At 71.5% G+C, this 14,198-nt stretch carries 15 protein-coding genes and 1 pseudogene; 13 read left to right on the top strand and 3 right to left on the bottom strand.

Going from position 1 to position 14,198, the window contains the following annotated elements; all coding sequences use genetic code 11:
• Positions 1-59: 59 nt before the first annotated feature.
• Together AC07C1_RS21730 and AC07C1_RS21725 are read left to right on the top strand one after the other, a co-directional pair.
• Complete coding sequence (locus tag AC07C1_RS21730; RefSeq protein ID WP_478941236.1) at positions 60-497, top strand: GNAT family N-acetyltransferase; 438 nt, start codon at positions 60-62, stop codon at positions 495-497.
• Positions 498-570: 73 nt separating this feature from the next.
• Positions 571-1,164, top strand: coding sequence for a histidine phosphatase family protein (locus AC07C1_RS21725; RefSeq protein WP_478941234.1), 594 nt, complete (start codon positions 571-573; stop codon positions 1,162-1,164).
• Here AC07C1_RS21725 and AC07C1_RS21720 read toward each other — a convergent pair.
• Positions 1,161-1,610 carry a DUF6314 family protein gene (locus tag AC07C1_RS21720; protein WP_478941233.1) on the bottom strand — a complete coding sequence of 150 codons (450 nt, stop codon included), beginning with the start codon at positions 1,608-1,610 and terminating at the stop codon, positions 1,161-1,163. The two genes, AC07C1_RS21725 and AC07C1_RS21720, sit on opposite strands and share 4 nt — an antisense overlap.
• A 435-nt stretch (positions 1,611-2,045) precedes the next feature.
• Here AC07C1_RS21720 and AC07C1_RS21715 point away from each other — a divergent pair.
• Positions 2,046-2,774, top strand: a pseudogene (locus AC07C1_RS21715) (alpha-L-arabinofuranosidase C-terminal domain-containing protein); the annotation flags it as partial.
• On the opposite strand, the gene AC07C1_RS21710 reads toward AC07C1_RS21715, so the two are convergent.
• Positions 2,761-3,201: a carboxymuconolactone decarboxylase family protein gene (locus AC07C1_RS21710; RefSeq protein ID WP_478941231.1), complete on the bottom strand. Its 441-nt coding sequence runs from the start codon at positions 3,199-3,201 to the stop codon at positions 2,761-2,763. The pseudogene AC07C1_RS21715 and the gene AC07C1_RS21710 sit on opposite strands and share 14 nt — an antisense overlap.
• Positions 3,198-3,623, bottom strand: a complete 426-nt coding sequence (locus tag AC07C1_RS21705) for a MerR family transcriptional regulator (RefSeq protein ID WP_478941229.1) — start codon at positions 3,621-3,623, stop codon at positions 3,198-3,200. The genes AC07C1_RS21710 and AC07C1_RS21705 overlap by 4 nt, the downstream gene beginning before the upstream one ends.
• A 264-nt stretch (positions 3,624-3,887) precedes the next feature.
• Between AC07C1_RS21705 and AC07C1_RS21700 the strand changes: the two genes are divergently transcribed.
• From AC07C1_RS21700 to AC07C1_RS21655, 10 genes are all read left to right on the top strand, one after another.
• Positions 3,888-6,458 (top strand): YfhO family protein, encoded by a 2,571-nt coding sequence (locus AC07C1_RS21700; RefSeq protein WP_478941227.1) that lies wholly within the window; start codon positions 3,888-3,890, stop codon positions 6,456-6,458.
• Positions 6,459-6,479: 21 nt separating this feature from the next.
• Complete coding sequence (locus tag AC07C1_RS21695) at positions 6,480-7,430, top strand: glycosyltransferase family 2 protein (RefSeq protein ID WP_478941226.1); 951 nt, start codon at positions 6,480-6,482, stop codon at positions 7,428-7,430.
• 11 nt (positions 7,431-7,441) lie between these two features.
• Positions 7,442-7,825, top strand: a complete 384-nt coding sequence (locus tag AC07C1_RS21690) for a GtrA family protein (protein WP_478941224.1) — start codon at positions 7,442-7,444, stop codon at positions 7,823-7,825.
• Positions 7,826-7,882: 57 nt separating this feature from the next.
• Positions 7,883-8,911 carry an N-acetyl-gamma-glutamyl-phosphate reductase gene (gene argC, locus AC07C1_RS21685; protein WP_478941223.1) on the top strand — a complete coding sequence of 343 codons (1,029 nt, stop codon included), beginning with the start codon at positions 7,883-7,885 and terminating at the stop codon, positions 8,909-8,911.
• Positions 8,908-10,059 carry a bifunctional glutamate N-acetyltransferase/amino-acid acetyltransferase ArgJ gene (gene argJ / locus AC07C1_RS21680; RefSeq protein ID WP_478941221.1) on the top strand — a complete coding sequence of 384 codons (1,152 nt, stop codon included), beginning with the start codon at positions 8,908-8,910 and terminating at the stop codon, positions 10,057-10,059. The genes argC and argJ overlap by 4 nt, the downstream gene beginning before the upstream one ends.
• Positions 10,056-10,964, top strand: a complete 909-nt coding sequence (gene argB, locus AC07C1_RS21675; protein WP_478941220.1) for an acetylglutamate kinase — start codon at positions 10,056-10,058, stop codon at positions 10,962-10,964. Before argJ ends, argB begins: the two co-directional genes overlap by 4 nt.
• Entirely contained in the window at positions 10,961-12,178 is a 1,218-nt protein-coding gene (locus tag AC07C1_RS21670) for an acetylornithine transaminase (RefSeq protein WP_478941218.1), read from the top strand. The genes argB and AC07C1_RS21670 overlap by 4 nt, the downstream gene beginning before the upstream one ends.
• A gap of 7 nt (positions 12,179-12,185) precedes the next feature.
• Positions 12,186-12,731, top strand: a complete 546-nt coding sequence (locus AC07C1_RS21665) for an arginine repressor (protein WP_478941217.1) — start codon at positions 12,186-12,188, stop codon at positions 12,729-12,731.
• A 108-nt stretch (positions 12,732-12,839) separates the two neighbouring features.
• Positions 12,840-13,427: an RNA polymerase sigma factor gene (locus AC07C1_RS21660; RefSeq protein ID WP_478941215.1), complete on the top strand. Its 588-nt coding sequence runs from the start codon at positions 12,840-12,842 to the stop codon at positions 13,425-13,427.
• A complete protein-coding gene (locus tag AC07C1_RS21655; RefSeq protein WP_478941213.1) occupies positions 13,417-14,193 on the top strand; it encodes a hypothetical protein in 777 nt (258 codons plus the stop codon). Before AC07C1_RS21660 ends, AC07C1_RS21655 begins: the two co-directional genes overlap by 11 nt.
• The last annotated feature ends 5 nt before the right edge of the window (positions 14,194-14,198 follow it).

Raw genomic sequence — 14,198 nt, 5'->3', positions numbered from 1 at the left:
GGGGCGGCACCCGCGGATATCCGGTCGCCGCGGCGAGGCTTGCCTGCGATCATCACGCGATGAGCGACGCACCCGGCCTGCCCGAGGGCTACGAGTTCTCCGCCGACCCCGACCGTGTCGACGTCGGCCGCGTCCATGGCTGGTTGTCGACCGACACCTACTGGGCCGAGGGCCGCTCGCGCGAGAAGCACGAACGGGCGATGGCGTCCTCGCTCAGCTTCGGCGTCCACGACACGGCCTCGGGGGAGCAGGTGGCGTACGCACGCGTGGTCACCGACCGGGCGCTGTTCGCCTGGCTCGCCGATGTGTACGTCGACCGCTCGGTGCGCGGCAAGGGTGTCGGCACGGCCTTCGTCGGCCGCGTCCGCGACCATCTGGAGTCCTACGGCCTGCGCCGCATCCTGCTCGCCACGCAGGACGCGCAGGGGGTTTACGAGAAGCTGGGCTTCCGGCCGCTGGACCGCCCTGAGCAATGGATGGCGCACCCCTTCGAGTAAGCATCCGCATACCCCCGGTAACTCCGCGGTAACGGCTATTGACCTGCGCACCTGGGCGGCTCACCATCACCGCATGCCACTGAGGGTGACGTTCGTCGCCGCCGCGCGCAGTTCCCCGCTGCTCGCGGAGCGCTTCGAGGACGACCGGCCGCTGGACCAGGCCGGCTGGGACGAGGTGCAGCGCGCCGCCGGGGAGCTGCTGCCGCTGGCGGCCGCCGAGCTGCGCTACTGCTCGCCGACCCCGCGCAGCCGGGCCACCGGTGACGCCCTGGGGTACGCTCCGCTGGTCCAGCTGGCCCTGCGGGACTGCGACATGGGCCGCTGGCGCGGGCTGACGCTCGGCGAGGCGATGGCCCGCGAGCCGGACGCGGTGGACGCCTGGCTGGCCGATCCGCGCGCCACGCCGCACGGCGGCGAATCCCTGCTGGCCTTCATCTCCCGGGTGGGCGGCTGGCTCGACACCCGGCCGGTGGACGACGGCGGCCGGATCGTGGCGGTCGCCGAGCCGTCGGTGATCCGCGCGGCCCTGGTCTACGCCCTGAAGGCCCCGCCCGCGAGCTACTGGAACATCGACGCCCGCCCGCTGTCCACGACCAGCCTTACCGGCCGCTCGGGCCGCTGGAACCTCCGCCTCGACGGCGTCTCCGCCCAGCCCTCGCGCGCCTAAAAGGCGGTGTCGCGCACGTAGTCGGTGGTGAGGACAAGGTCCTTCGCCGGGCCGCCGACCCGCCACACCGTGCGCCAGTGGTCGGCGTCCCGGACGGTGAACTCGCCCCGGTAGAGGTCGGCCGCGCACGGGTGGTCGGCGAGGTGGCGCCCCGACGTGAGGTCCAGCTCGTGGAAGGGCCGCCCGTCCGCGAACCGTACGTCCGCCGTCCCCGGTGCCCGCCCCGGCAGGAACCGCAGGGTCCGGGTGGCGGGCCGCGCCACGCCTTGCCAGGTGAAGGTGCCGGACTCCTCGTGCAGCAGACCGCCGCCGTCGAGCGGACGGAAGACGGTGACTCCCTCCAGCCGCCCCTCGTCCCCGCTCGCCAGATCCCGCACGCTCCGCCGCACCCGCCAGCGCCCGGCCAGATGGGCCAGCACGTCGGCCACGGGCCAGAACTCGCCCACCGTCGTCCTCCTCCCGGTGCGCACGCCCCATTGACGTGCTCATACCCCTTCCCTATCTTGCCGTTCGAAGTGCTGACCAGTGTTTGGTATTTCGAACGAACTCAAGAGCCGCGGAGTATCCATGTCACGCACCACCCGCACCAGGCTGAGAATCGGCCTGGCGGCAAGCGCATTCCTGCTCGCTGCCACCGTCGTGCCGGCTCCCGCCCAGGCCGCCGACGTCACCGACTACTCGATCACCGTCGATCCCTCGGCCGAGGGGCCGAAGATCGACAAGACCATGTACGGCGTCTTCTTCGAGGACATCAACCGGGCCGCCGACGGCGGCCTGTACGCGGAGCTGGTCCAGAACCGGTCCTTCGAGTACTCCGCCGACGACAACACGTCGTACACCCCACTGACCGCCTGGACGGTCTCGGGCACCGCCCAGGTCGTGGCACGACCCTGCTCAGCGACGACTTCTCGGGTGAAGCCGCGCAGTGGACGCACACCGGCGGCGGCAGCTGGAGCGTCCAGGACGGGAGTTACGTCGAAACCTCCGACACCGCCGAGAACACCATGGTCCAGGCCGGCGACCCGTCCTGGCACGACTACGACCTGCACGTGAAGGCCACCAAGAAGTCCGGCCAGGAGGGCTTCCTCGTCGCCTTCGGCGTCAAGGACACCGGGAACTACTACTGGTGGAACCTGGGCGGCTGGAACAACACGCAGAGCGCGGTCGAGCAGGCCGTCGACGGCGGCAAGTCCACGCTGCTCACCAAGGCCGGGTCCGTCGAGACCGGCCGCGCCTACGACGTCGACATCAAGGTGCGCGGCCGCCAGGTCACCCTCTACCTCGACGGCAGGGAGTGGGGCGGCTTCACCGACGACAAGCCGGCCGAGCCGTTCCGCCAGGTCGTCACCCGGGACGCGAAGACCGGTGAGCTGATCGTCAAGGTCGTCAACGCGCAGTCCGCGGCGGCCCGTACGGCGATCGACCTGGGCGGCGCCGAGGTCGCGTCCAAGGCCGAGGTGACCACTCTGGCCGCCGCGCCCGACGCCGTGAACACCGAGACGTCCACGGCGGTCGCCCCCCAGACGTCCACCTTCACCGGAGTCGCGAGGAAGTTCACGTACACCTTCCCGGCGAACTCCGTCACCTTCCTGAGGATCAGGCAGAAGTAGCCGGCCCCTCCTGCGCGGGCCGCTGTCCGAGCGGCAGCAGCCCGCGCTCGGCGAAGACCTTCTTCGCGGCGAAGGTGGCGTTGAGCGCCTTCGGCATGCCGCAGTAGACGGCGGAGTGCAGCAGCGCCTCCGTGATCTGCTCGGCCGTGAGGCCCACGTTGAGGGCCGCGTTCACATGCACGTCGAGCTGGGCCTCGCAGCCGCCGAGCGCGGTGAGCATGCCCAGGGTGACCAGCTGGCGGTCGCGCGGGGCGAGCCCGGGCCGGTCGTAGATCTCCCCGAAGGCCCAGGCGACGACCTGGTGCCCCAGTTCCGGGCTGATGTCGGCGAGCGAGTCGACGACCCGCTGCCCGGCCTCGCCGTCGACCTTGTGCAGGACCTCCAGTCCGTGGGCGAAACGCTGGTCCCGGGTGGTGCTCTCGCTCATGTCGGTCCGTCCGTTCCCGGCTGCCGCTCGCGCAGCAGCTGCTCGTAGTGGTCGATCTTGTCGTCCAGCGCGGCCGCGTTGCGCCTGAGCGCCCGGATGCGGTCCGCCAGGTCGGCGCGGTGCTCGCGGAGCATCGCCAGCCGGTCGGCGACCGACGCGTCCCCCTCCGCCCGCAGCCGGGCGAAGCGCTGCATGTCGGCGATGGACATGCCGGTCTCGCGCAGCCGCAGCAGGAACTCCAGCCAGGCCAGGTCGGCCGTGTCGTACCGCCGCTGGTTGCCGGTGGTCCGGCCGACCCGTGCGATCAGGCCGGCCTTCTCGTAGTAGCGCAACGTGTCCTGCGTGAGGCCCGTGCGCTCGGCCACCTGGGCGATGGTCAACGACGGCTCCGGGCCCCGGGGGAGGGGCTGTCCGCTGGTCATGACAAGAACGTTAGAACCTGGAGTGTGCTCCAGGTCAAGCCCGCCGCACGGCCGTCCGCATCCTCCGTGTGCCGCCAGGGCAATTCACCTTGACCTCACCTCCCGGAAAACTCCGGTTTCCCCATTGGCCGAGAAATTCACGATTCGTTTACCGGATTCGGATGGATGGGCCTCACTTTTGCATGAGCACACAACCGTTCGGAAAGATGTCCCGTCTAAGTCGGCGAAATCCATGAACTGAATTCGCTGGGGGCCTGCCGATAAATGGAACGCTCGACCTCGCCCGGTGGGCCCCGCACACCCGCGCGCGCCGCCGCCCTGCTCGCCGCGGCCGTCACCATCACGGCGTTCTGCGCCGCCGACGTCCTCGCGCGCAGCTATCCCTTCGGCCCCCGCACCCGCAGCGTCAACGACCTGGGCAACCAGTACGTGCCCTTTCACGCCCACCTGTGGGACCTGCTGCACGGCAGGGCCGACGGCGGGCTGCTCGTCAACTGGCGGTCCGGTTACGGGTCGAGCTTCCTGCCCGACCTCGGCACCTACCTCGGCAGCCCGTTCGCCCTGCTCGTCGCCGTCTTCCCCAGGGACGAGATCGACCTCGCGGTCTACGTCGTCACCGTCCTGAAGACCGCGTCGGCCGCCGCCGCCATGGCCTGGCTGCTGCTCACCCTGCGCCCCGGCCGCTGGTGGGCGGCGGGTCTGCTCGGTGCCTCCTACGCCCTGTGCGGCTGGAGCGTCGCCGACGCCTCCTACAACCCGATGTGGCTCGACGGCCTGATCGCCCTGCCGCTGCTCTGCCTGGTCGGGGAGTGGGCGCTCACCGGACGCCGGCACCTGCCCGGCGTCCTGATCGTCGCCCTCGCCTGGACCGCCAACTTCTACACCGCCTACATGGCCACCCTGGGCGCCGGACTGGTGCTGCTGCTGCGCCTGGTGCTGGCCCGTCCACCACGCCGGCAGGTGCTCGCCACGGCCGGCCGCGCCGCCCTCACCGTCGCCCTCGGCGTGGGTCTCGCCGCCCCGCTCGTGACGGTGATCTACTTCGGCACCAAGCATGCCTACCCCGGCCGCGTACGGCAGTTCGCGCCGGTGCCGAGCGAGGACGTGGCGGCCCGGCTGCTGCCGGCGACGTACGGCTTCGGCTCCCCGGCGCTCTACGTCGGCGTCACCGCCCTGCTGCTCGCCCTCGCCCTGCCCTTCCACCGCGCGGTCCCCGTCCGGGTCCGCGTGGGCTGGACGGCACTGGTGCTCGCGGTGGCCGTGTCGCTGCAGTGGGCGCCCACCCACCTGGTCTGGCATGCCTTCGCCACGCCGCAGGGCAGCGCCTACCGGCAGGCCTTCGTGCTGTGCGGGCTGCTGGTCGTCGCCGCCTGGCACGCCCTCGCGTACGGCCCGCCCGACCTGCGCGCCCTGGGCGCCGCGACCGCGCTGCTCGCCCTGATCACCGCCGTCGCGAGCCGCAGCGAGCTGGTGCGGCCGTACACCTGGACGGTGCTGCCGCCGGCCCTCGCGGGGGGACTGGGCGGGCTTCTCCTCCTGGGCCGCACCGGGCAGCGTGCCGGACTCGCCGGTCTGGCGGTGGTCCTCCTCCTCGGCGCCCAGCTGGGGGAGACCGCCGCCACCTCCGCCGTGGCCACCAAGCTGCGGCTGAGGCACCTGGACGACTACGAGCCCTGGGGGCGGCGGCAGGAGCGGCAGGCGGCGGCGATCGCCGAGGCCGACGGCTGGCCCCGGTACCGCACCGACCCCGGCCGCGAGCAGACCGTCGGCAACGACCCGATGCTGGTGGGCGGTCAGGGCGCCCAGTACTACAGCAGCCTGACCTCGGACGTCCTCAGCCGTACCCTCACCGCCCTGGGCGGCGGCTGGACCTCGCGCGGCCGCAGTGTGCAGAGCCTGGACAACGCCGTCACCGATGTCGTCTTCTCCGTCGGCGCCCGGGTGCACTCGCCGCCGGACCCGCACCAGAAGTACCTGCCGGGGCCCGGCGGCCCGGTGACCGTGACCCGGCAGGACGTCCCGCCCCTGGTGACGGTCCGGGCCACTCCCGGCACCGCCCCTTTCGGGCCGTCGCCGTACCGCAACCAGGAGCTGCTGCTCGGCAGCCGTGTCTACACCGTGCCCCGGCTCGCCGTGCACGACGACAGCGGGCAGCCGGTCCGGGCGGGCCGGCTCGGGACCGGTGACGCCACGGCGAAGCCGACGATCACGGCCCGCTGCCCGGCGGGGACCCAGGTGAACCTGTGGGCCCCGCACTACTCGGGCACCGCACGGCTCACCGGCACCACCACCGCCGCCCGGTTCCGGTTCCGGTACCCGCGCAACCGCGCCGCCATGGAACCGCTGGGCCGCACCCCGGCCTCCGGGCGGCTGCGCATCGAGCTGACCCCGGAGGGCCCGGGACGCGTCCCGGCCGGCGCCGTCGGCTGCCTGGACACCGGCCGGCTGCACACCGCGGCCGCGCGTCTGAAGGCCACCGGCGCCACCGAGGTGACCGTCTCGGACGGCACCGTACGGGCCCGGCTGCCCGCCGGGAGCAGGGGGATCGCGGTCGTCGCCGCGCCCCGCATCGCCGGCTGGCGGTGTGCCACGGGCGGCGGGCCGGCCCGGCCCGCCGGCCAGTACCACGGCCTCATCGCCGTCCCCCTGGACGGCGACTCGACCAGCCTGACCTGCACCTTCCATCCACCGGGCCTGCGGTTGGGCGCGACCGTGGGGGCCGCCTCGTTCGGGGTCCTGGTGCTGCTCACCGCCTTCTTCGCCGTCCGTCGCCGGCGCGCCCCGGCGCCGCCCACGACCACATCACCGCGCGAGCGCGTGACCACCGCTCCCTGACCGTGCCCTGGGGGATCCACCATGCTGATATCGATCGTCGCGCCCTGCTACAACGAGGAAGACGTCGTACGACGCTTCCACGAAGAGGTCCAGAAGGTCGCCGAGGAACTGCTGCCGCTCGGTCACGACATGGAGTTCGTGTACGTGGACGACGGCAGCCGGGACCGCACCCTCACCGTCCTGGAACACCTCGCCGACCTCGACGCGCGGGTGCGCTACGTGTCCTTCAGCCGTAACTTCGGCAAGGAGGCGGCCCTGCTCGCGGGCCTCAGGCACGCCTCGGGCGACTCGGTGATCGTGATGGACGCCGACCTGCAGCATCCGCCGGCGCTGATCAAGCGCATGGTGGAGCTGCGGGAACAGGGCCATGACCAGGTCATCGCCAGGCGCTCCCGCACCGGCGACCGCCTCACCCGGACCCTCACCGCCCGCGTGTACTACCGGCTCGTCAACCGTCTGGTCGACGTCGAACTCGTCGACGGCGTGGGCGACTTCCGCCTGCTGTCACGCCGGGTGGTGAACGCGATCCTGGACCTGACCGAGTACAACCGCTTCTCCAAGGGCCTGTTCGCCTGGGTGGGCTTCCCGAGCACCACCTTCGAGTACGAGAACGCGGTGCGCGAGGGCGGCCGCAGCTCCTGGTCCTTCCGGGGCCTGCTCAACTACGGCCTCGACGGCCTGCTGTCCTTCAACAACCGCCCGCTGCGCGCAGCCCTGTGGCTCGGCATGGGCCTGCTGCTGTGCGCCGGGCTCTACACCGCCTGGATCGTGGGCGCCGCAATCGTCCACGGGGTTCAGACCCCCGGCTATGTGACCATCATCACCGCCGTCACCGCCCTCGCGGGCGTGCAGATGGTCATGCTGGGAGTCATCGGGGAGTACACCGGCCGCATCTACTACGAGGTGAAGGGCCGCCCGCACTTCCTGGTGAAGGCGACCAACGTAGAGCGGACCAAGGACCTCATTCCCTGATGGCGGTACAGATGACGAGACAGATCCTCACCTTCGCCCTGGTCGGCGTCGTGAATACTGCCACCTACTACTGTCTTTACCTGTTGTTCCTGACTCGTCTTCCCTACCTGGCGGCGCACGTCCTGGCATTTCTCATCAGCATGGTCGGCTCCTTTTTCCTCAACGCGCGCTTCACCTACCGGACGCGGCCCACGCTGCGGAAATTCCTGCTGTTCCCGCTGACGAACGTCACCAATTTCCTGATCACGACCGCCGGGGTGTACGTGATCGTCGACGTCCTGCACGCCGGGAGCCGGTTCGCCCCCCTCCTGGCCTCGGCGGCGGCGATCCCGGTGACTTTCGTCGTCTCCCGCTGGGTCATGCTGCCCGGCGCCGAGGCCAGGCCGGCCGCATAACTGATTGCATAAACGTGCAGCGATACGTATAGTCATGCCATCCAGAGGAGGATGGACATGGCGGTACGTGCAGCGGTGGCCGGAGCGAGCGGGTACGCGGGCGGAGAGGTCCTGCGGCTGCTCCTCGCGCACCCCGAGGTCGAGATCGGTGCCCTGACCGGCAACTCCAACGCCGGGCAGCGGCTCGGCGCGCTCCAGCCGCATCTGCTGCCGCTGGCCGGCCGGGTGCTGGCCGAGACCACGGCCGAGGCCCTCGCCGGGCACGACGTGGTCTTCCTGGCCCTGCCGCACGGGCAGTCCGCCGCCGTCGCCGAGCAGCTGGGCCCGGACGTCCTCGTGGTCGACATGGGCGCCGACTTCCGGCTGACGGACCCGGCCGACTGGGAGACGTTCTACGGCTCCCCGCACGCCGGCACCTGGCCCTACGGCCTTCCCGAACTTCCGGGCGCCCGCGCCGCGCTGGAGGGGTCCAAGCGCATCGCGGTGCCCGGTTGCTACCCGACCGCCGTCTCCCTCGCCCTGTTCCCGGCCTACGCGGCCCACCTCGCCGAGCCCGAGGCGGTGGTCGTCGCCGCGTCCGGTACCTCCGGTGCGGGCAGGGCGCCCAAGCCGCACCTGCTCGGCAGCGAGGTCATGGGCTCGATGTCGCCGTACGGCGTCGGCGGCGGTCACCGGCACACCCCCGAGATGATCCAGAACCTCAGCGGGGTGGCCGGAGAGCGGATCTCGGTCTCGTTCACGCCGACCCTCGCGCCGATGCCCCGGGGCATTCTCGCCACGTGCAGCGCCAAGGCCGTGGCCGGGGTGACGGCGGAGTCCGTCCGCGCCGCGTACGAGAAGGCCTACGCCGACGAGCCCTTCGTCCACCTGCTCCCCGAGGGCCAGTGGCCCGCCACGGCGTCCGTCCACGGTTCCAACGCCGTTCAGGTGCAGGTCGCTCACGACGCGGCAGCGGGCCGCATCATCGCGATCAGCGCCATCGACAACCTGACCAAGGGCACCGCCGGCGGTGCCGTCCAGAGCATGAACATCGCCCTGGGTCTCGCCGAGACCACAGGGCTTTCCACGATCGGAGTCGCACCGTGAGCGTCACGGCAGCCAAGGGATTCACGGCGGCGGGCATCGCCGCCGGGATCAAGGGGAACGGCAACCCGGACCTGGCCCTCGTGGTCAACAACGGGCCCCGCCGTGCCGCCGCGGGCGTCTTCACCTCCAACCGTGTGAAGGCGGCGCCGGTGCTCTGGTCCGAGCAGGTGCTCAGCGGCGGTCAGGTCTCGGCCGTCGTCCTGAACTCCGGCGGCGCCAACGCCTGTACGGGCCCCAAGGGCTTCCAGGACACCCACGCCACCGCCGAGAAGGTGGCCGAGGTGCTCGACCGGGGTGCCATCGAGGTGGCCGTCTGTTCCACCGGCCTGATCGGCGTGCTGCTGCCGATGGACAAGCTGCTCAAGGGGGTGGAGACGGCCGCCGCCCAGCTGTCCGAGCACGGTGGTGAGAAGGCCGCCATCGCCATCAAGACCACCGACACCGTCCACAAGACCTCCGTGGTGACCAAGGACGGCTGGACCGTCGGCGGCATGGCCAAGGGCGCCGGCATGCTCGCGCCGGGCCTCGCCACCATGCTGGTCGTCCTCACCACCGACGCCGACCTGGGCGACGAGGTACTGGACAAGGCCCTGCGCGCCGCCACCAAGGTCACCTTCGACCGGGTCGACTCCGACGGCTGCATGTCCACCAACGACACCGTGTTGCTGCTCGCCTCCGGCGCCTGCGGCATCACCCCCGGGTACGAGGAGTTCGCCGAGGCCGTACGCCAGGTCTGCGACGACCTCGGCCGGCAGCTCATCGGCGACGCCGAGGGCGCCGCCAAGGACATCAAGGTCGAGGTGATCAACGCGGCGACCGAGGAGGACGCCGTCGAGGTGGGCCGTTCCATCGCCCGCAACAACCTCCTCAAGTGCGCCATCCACGGCGAGGACCCCAACTGGGGCCGTGTCCTGTCCGCGATCGGCACCACGAAGGCCGTGTTCGAGCCGGACCGGCTCAACGTCGCCATCAACGGCGTCTGGGTCTGCAAGGACGGCTGCGTCGGCGAGGACCGGGAGCTGGTCGACATGCGCTACCGCGAGGTGCACATCGTCGCCGACCTCGCCGCCGGCTCCGAGACGGCCACGATCTGGACCAACGACCTGACCGCCGACTACGTCCACGAGAACAGCGCCTACTCCTCATGAGCACCACGCGTAAGCACACCGCTCTGCCCAAGGCCCAGATCCTCATCGAGGCGCTGCCCTGGCTGACCCGGCACAACGGCAGGATCGTCGTCATCAAGTTCGGCGGCAACGCCATGGTGGACGAGGACCTGAAGGCCGCCTTCGCCCAGGACGTCGTCTTCCTGCGGCAGGCCGGTCTCAAGCCGGTCGTGGTGCACGGCGGCGGCCCGCAGATCAGCGCCGCCCTCGACCGGCACGGCATCGTCAGCGAGTTCAAGGCGGGCCTGCGTGTCACCACCGAGGACGCCATGGACGTGGTCCGGATGGTGCTCGCCGGGCAGGTGCAGCGCGAGCTGGTCGGCCTGCTCAACCAGCACGGCCCGCTCGCCATCGGCCTGACCGGCGAGGACGCCCACACCATCACCGCCACCAAGCACCGGCCCGAGATCGACGGTGAACGCGTCGACATCGGGCGGGTCGGCGAGATCACCGCGATCGACACGGGCGCGATCGAGGCCCTGCTCGCCGACGGCCGCATCCCGGTCGTCTCCTCCATCGCCCGCAGTCAGGACGACGGACATGTCTACAACGTCAATGCTGATACGGCGGCTGCGGCACTCGCTGCGGCACTGGGCGCCGAAACGCTCATGGTCCTCACCGACGTCGAGGGCCTCTACGAGGACTGGCCCCACTCCGACGAGGTGATCAGCCGCCTCACCGCGTCCCAACTGGAGAAGCTCCTGCCGGAGTTGAGTTCCGGCATGGTGCCGAAGATGGAAGGCTGCCTGCACGCCGTGCGCAACGGCGTGACGACCGCCCGCGTCATCGACGGCCGGGTCCAGCACTCGATCCTGCTGGAGATCTTCACCGACGAGGGCATCGGCACCATGGTCGTGCCCGACGAATCCGAGGGGGAGCAGTCATGACGGGTACCGCGAGCAACGCAGAGCTGAGCGCGCGCTGGCAGGGCGCGCTCATGAACAACTACGGCACCCCGCGCCTGCCCCTCGTGCGCGGTGCCGGCACGAAGGTGTGGGACGCCGAGGGCCGCGAGTACCTCGACTTCGTCGGCGGCATCGCCACCAACGCCCTCGGCCACGCCCACCCGGCGATCGTCGAGGCCGTCAGCGGGCAGATCGGCTCCCTCGGCCACATCTCCAACTTCTTCATGGCCGAGCCCACCGTCGCCCTCGCCGAGCGGCTCCTGCAGCTCTTCGGCCGGGAGGGCAGGGTCTTCTTCTGCAACTCCGGCGCCGAGGCCAACGAGGCCGCCTTCAAGATCGGCCGGCTCACCGGGCGGACCCACATGGTCGCCACCCAGGGCGGCTTCCACGGCCGCACCATGGGCGCGCTCGCACTCACCGGCCAGCCCGCCAAGCAGGGCCCGTTCCAGCCGCTGCCCGGCGACGTCACCCACGTGCCCTACGGCGACGCGCAGGCGCTGGCCGCCGCGGTCACCGAGGAGACGGCCCTGGTGATCATCGAGCCCGTCCAGGGCGAGAGCGGGGTCGTGATGCCCCCGGCCGGCTACCTCAAGGCGGCCCGCGCGATCACCGCGGCCACCGGCGCCCTGCTGGTCCTCGACGAGGTGCAGACCGGCATCGGCCGCACCGGGAACTGGTTCGAGTACCAGGCCCACGAAGGCGTGCTGCCCGATGTCGTCACGCTGGCCAAGCAGCTCGGCGGCGGACTGCCGCTCGGAGCCACCGTGGCCTTCGGCCGGGCCGCCGAGCTGCTCCAGCCCGGCCACCACGGCACGACCTTCGGCGGGAACCCGGTCGCCTGCGCCGCCGGGCTCGCCGTACTGGACACCATCGCCGGCGAAGGGCTGCTGGAGAACGTCAAGCGGCAGAGCGCCGCGCTGCGCGACGGAATCGAGGCGCTGGACCACCCGCTGATCGATTATGTCCGGGGCGCGGGCCTGCTCCTGGGTATCGTGCTCACCGGGCCGCGCGCGCCGCAGGTGCAGCAGGCGGCCCAGGAGGCCGGGTTCCTGGTGAACGCGCCCGCTCCCGACGTCGTACGGCTCATGCCGCCGCTGAACCTCCGCGACGACGAGGTGGGTGCCCTGCTCCAGGCGCTGCCCGGCATCCTCGAGGCAGCGGACCCAGTGCATGGGGACGGACGATCCGGAGAATGAGACGACGATGAGCCAGGCGCAGGACCAAGAGCAGGCGGCGGGTGCCGGGCCCGCCGTGCCGCAGACCCGCACCGCACGGCACCGCCGGATCGTGGACATCCTCAACCGGCAGCCGGTGCGGTCGCAGAGCCAGCTGGCCAAGCTGCTCGCCGACGACGGGCTGAGCGTCACCCAGGCGACGCTCTCCCGGGACCTCGACGAGCTGAACGCGGTGAAGATCCGCAACACCGACGGCGACCTGATCTACGCGGTACCGAGCGAGGGCGGCTTCCGCACCCCGCGCGCTCCGCTGGGCGAGTCGGCGAAGGAGGAGCGGATGCGGCGCCTGTCCCAGGAACTGCTGATCTCCGCGGAGGCCTCGGCGAACCTCGTGGTCCTGCGTACACCGCCCGGTGCGGCCCAGTTCCTCGCCTCGGCCATCGACCAGGCCGAGCTGCACGACATCCTCGGCACCATCGCCGGTGACGACACACTGCTGCTGATCAGCCGGAATCCGACCGGGGGACAGGCTCTGGCGGACCACCTGCTGATGCTGGCCCAGAACGGGCACTGAGCGGGCACCGGCCCGCGTGCGGGGCCCGGCCCGTCGGCGGAGAATGGGAATGTGATCTTCCGCAGGGGGCGGGCAATCTCCTGGCGGCCGCCGACCGTATACAGAGGTGTGTCGGGTTCCCGGTTCACCGTGGGCCGTCTCCCGGACGAGGCTCTGCTGTCCGGGCTGGCCACCGGTGATCCGGAACTCGCCGTCACCTTCGTACGGAGGTTCCAGCACAGGGTCTTCGGTGTGGCCATGACCGTCACCGGGGATCCGCAGCTCGCCGAGGACATCGCCCAGCAGACGTTCGAGCGTGCCTGGCGTCACGCGCAGATCTACGACTCGCGCCGCGGTTCGGTCACGACCTGGCTGACGACCATCGCGCACAACCTCGCCATCGACGCCGTCCGCGCACGGCGGACGGAGCCGGTGGCACCCGAGGACCTCGACGCGCTTCTGGGCGTCGTCACCGAGACCCCCGAGCGGTGGGCGCTGGCCGACGAGGCCTCGTCCCAGCTCCGGGCCGCCGTGGCGCGGCTGCCGCGGGAACAGGCCCGTGCCCTGGTGATGGCGGGCATCTACGGAATGACTGCCCAGCAGGTCGCCGACTCGGAGAACATCCCGCTGGGCACCGCCAAGACGCGGATCAGGGCCGCGATGGGAAAGCTGCGGACCGCACTCGCGTCTCCTAACCGAGGCAATCATGTCCAGTGACGTGACCTGCGAGAAGCTGCGGGAGATCGGCGCCGAGCTCGCGCTCGGCGTGCTGCCCGGCCGCGAGTGGGCCGAGGCGGTCGCGCATCTGGAACGGTGCGCGGCCTGCCGGGAGTACGTCGAGCACCTGACCCTCGTCGGCGACCGGCTGATCGGCCTGCTGCCGGACCGGGAACCGCCGCTCGGGTTCGAGACCCGGATGGCGCGCCGGCTGGCCCAGGACGTGACGGCGCAGGAGGCGCGCCCGCACACGCGCGCGTCCCGGCTCCAGCGCAAGGGCTTCTTCCGCGGTCCCGCGCGCCGGGCCCGGCTGCGGATCGCGTCGGCCGCGGCCGCGCTCGCGCTCGGCTTCGGGCTCGCCGGCTGGGCGGTCGGCACCGCCGTCGAGCAGAACGCGGCCTCGTCCCCGCCCGCCACCAACACCGAAACCGTTCTGGTCGGAGATCTGACCTCGGACGGGCTCCGCGGGCGGTCCGCCGGCGAGGTCTACGCACATCCGGGGCGCCCCGGATGGATCTTCATCTCCGTCGCCCTCGCCGGCCCCGGTGCCCTGTACACCGGCAAGGTCAGCTGCTTCCTCGAGGGCACCGACGGCACGACCCTCCGCGTCGGCGACTTCCCCCTGCGCGACGGACACGGTGACTGGGGTGTGGCGGTCCCCGTCGACCTCACCCGGTATTCCAGTGCCCGCCTGACGTCCCCCGACGGCACCGTTCTGGCCACCGCCCACCTGCAGAAGGGCCAGGTCTCGAGCCAGGAGGCGTGACGCCC

The sequence above is a fragment of the Streptomyces sp. NPDC045022 genome (genome assembly GCF_056432605.1).
The sequence above is the reverse complement of the archived record's forward strand: the minus strand, read 5'-3'. Positions and strand labels throughout refer to the sequence as shown.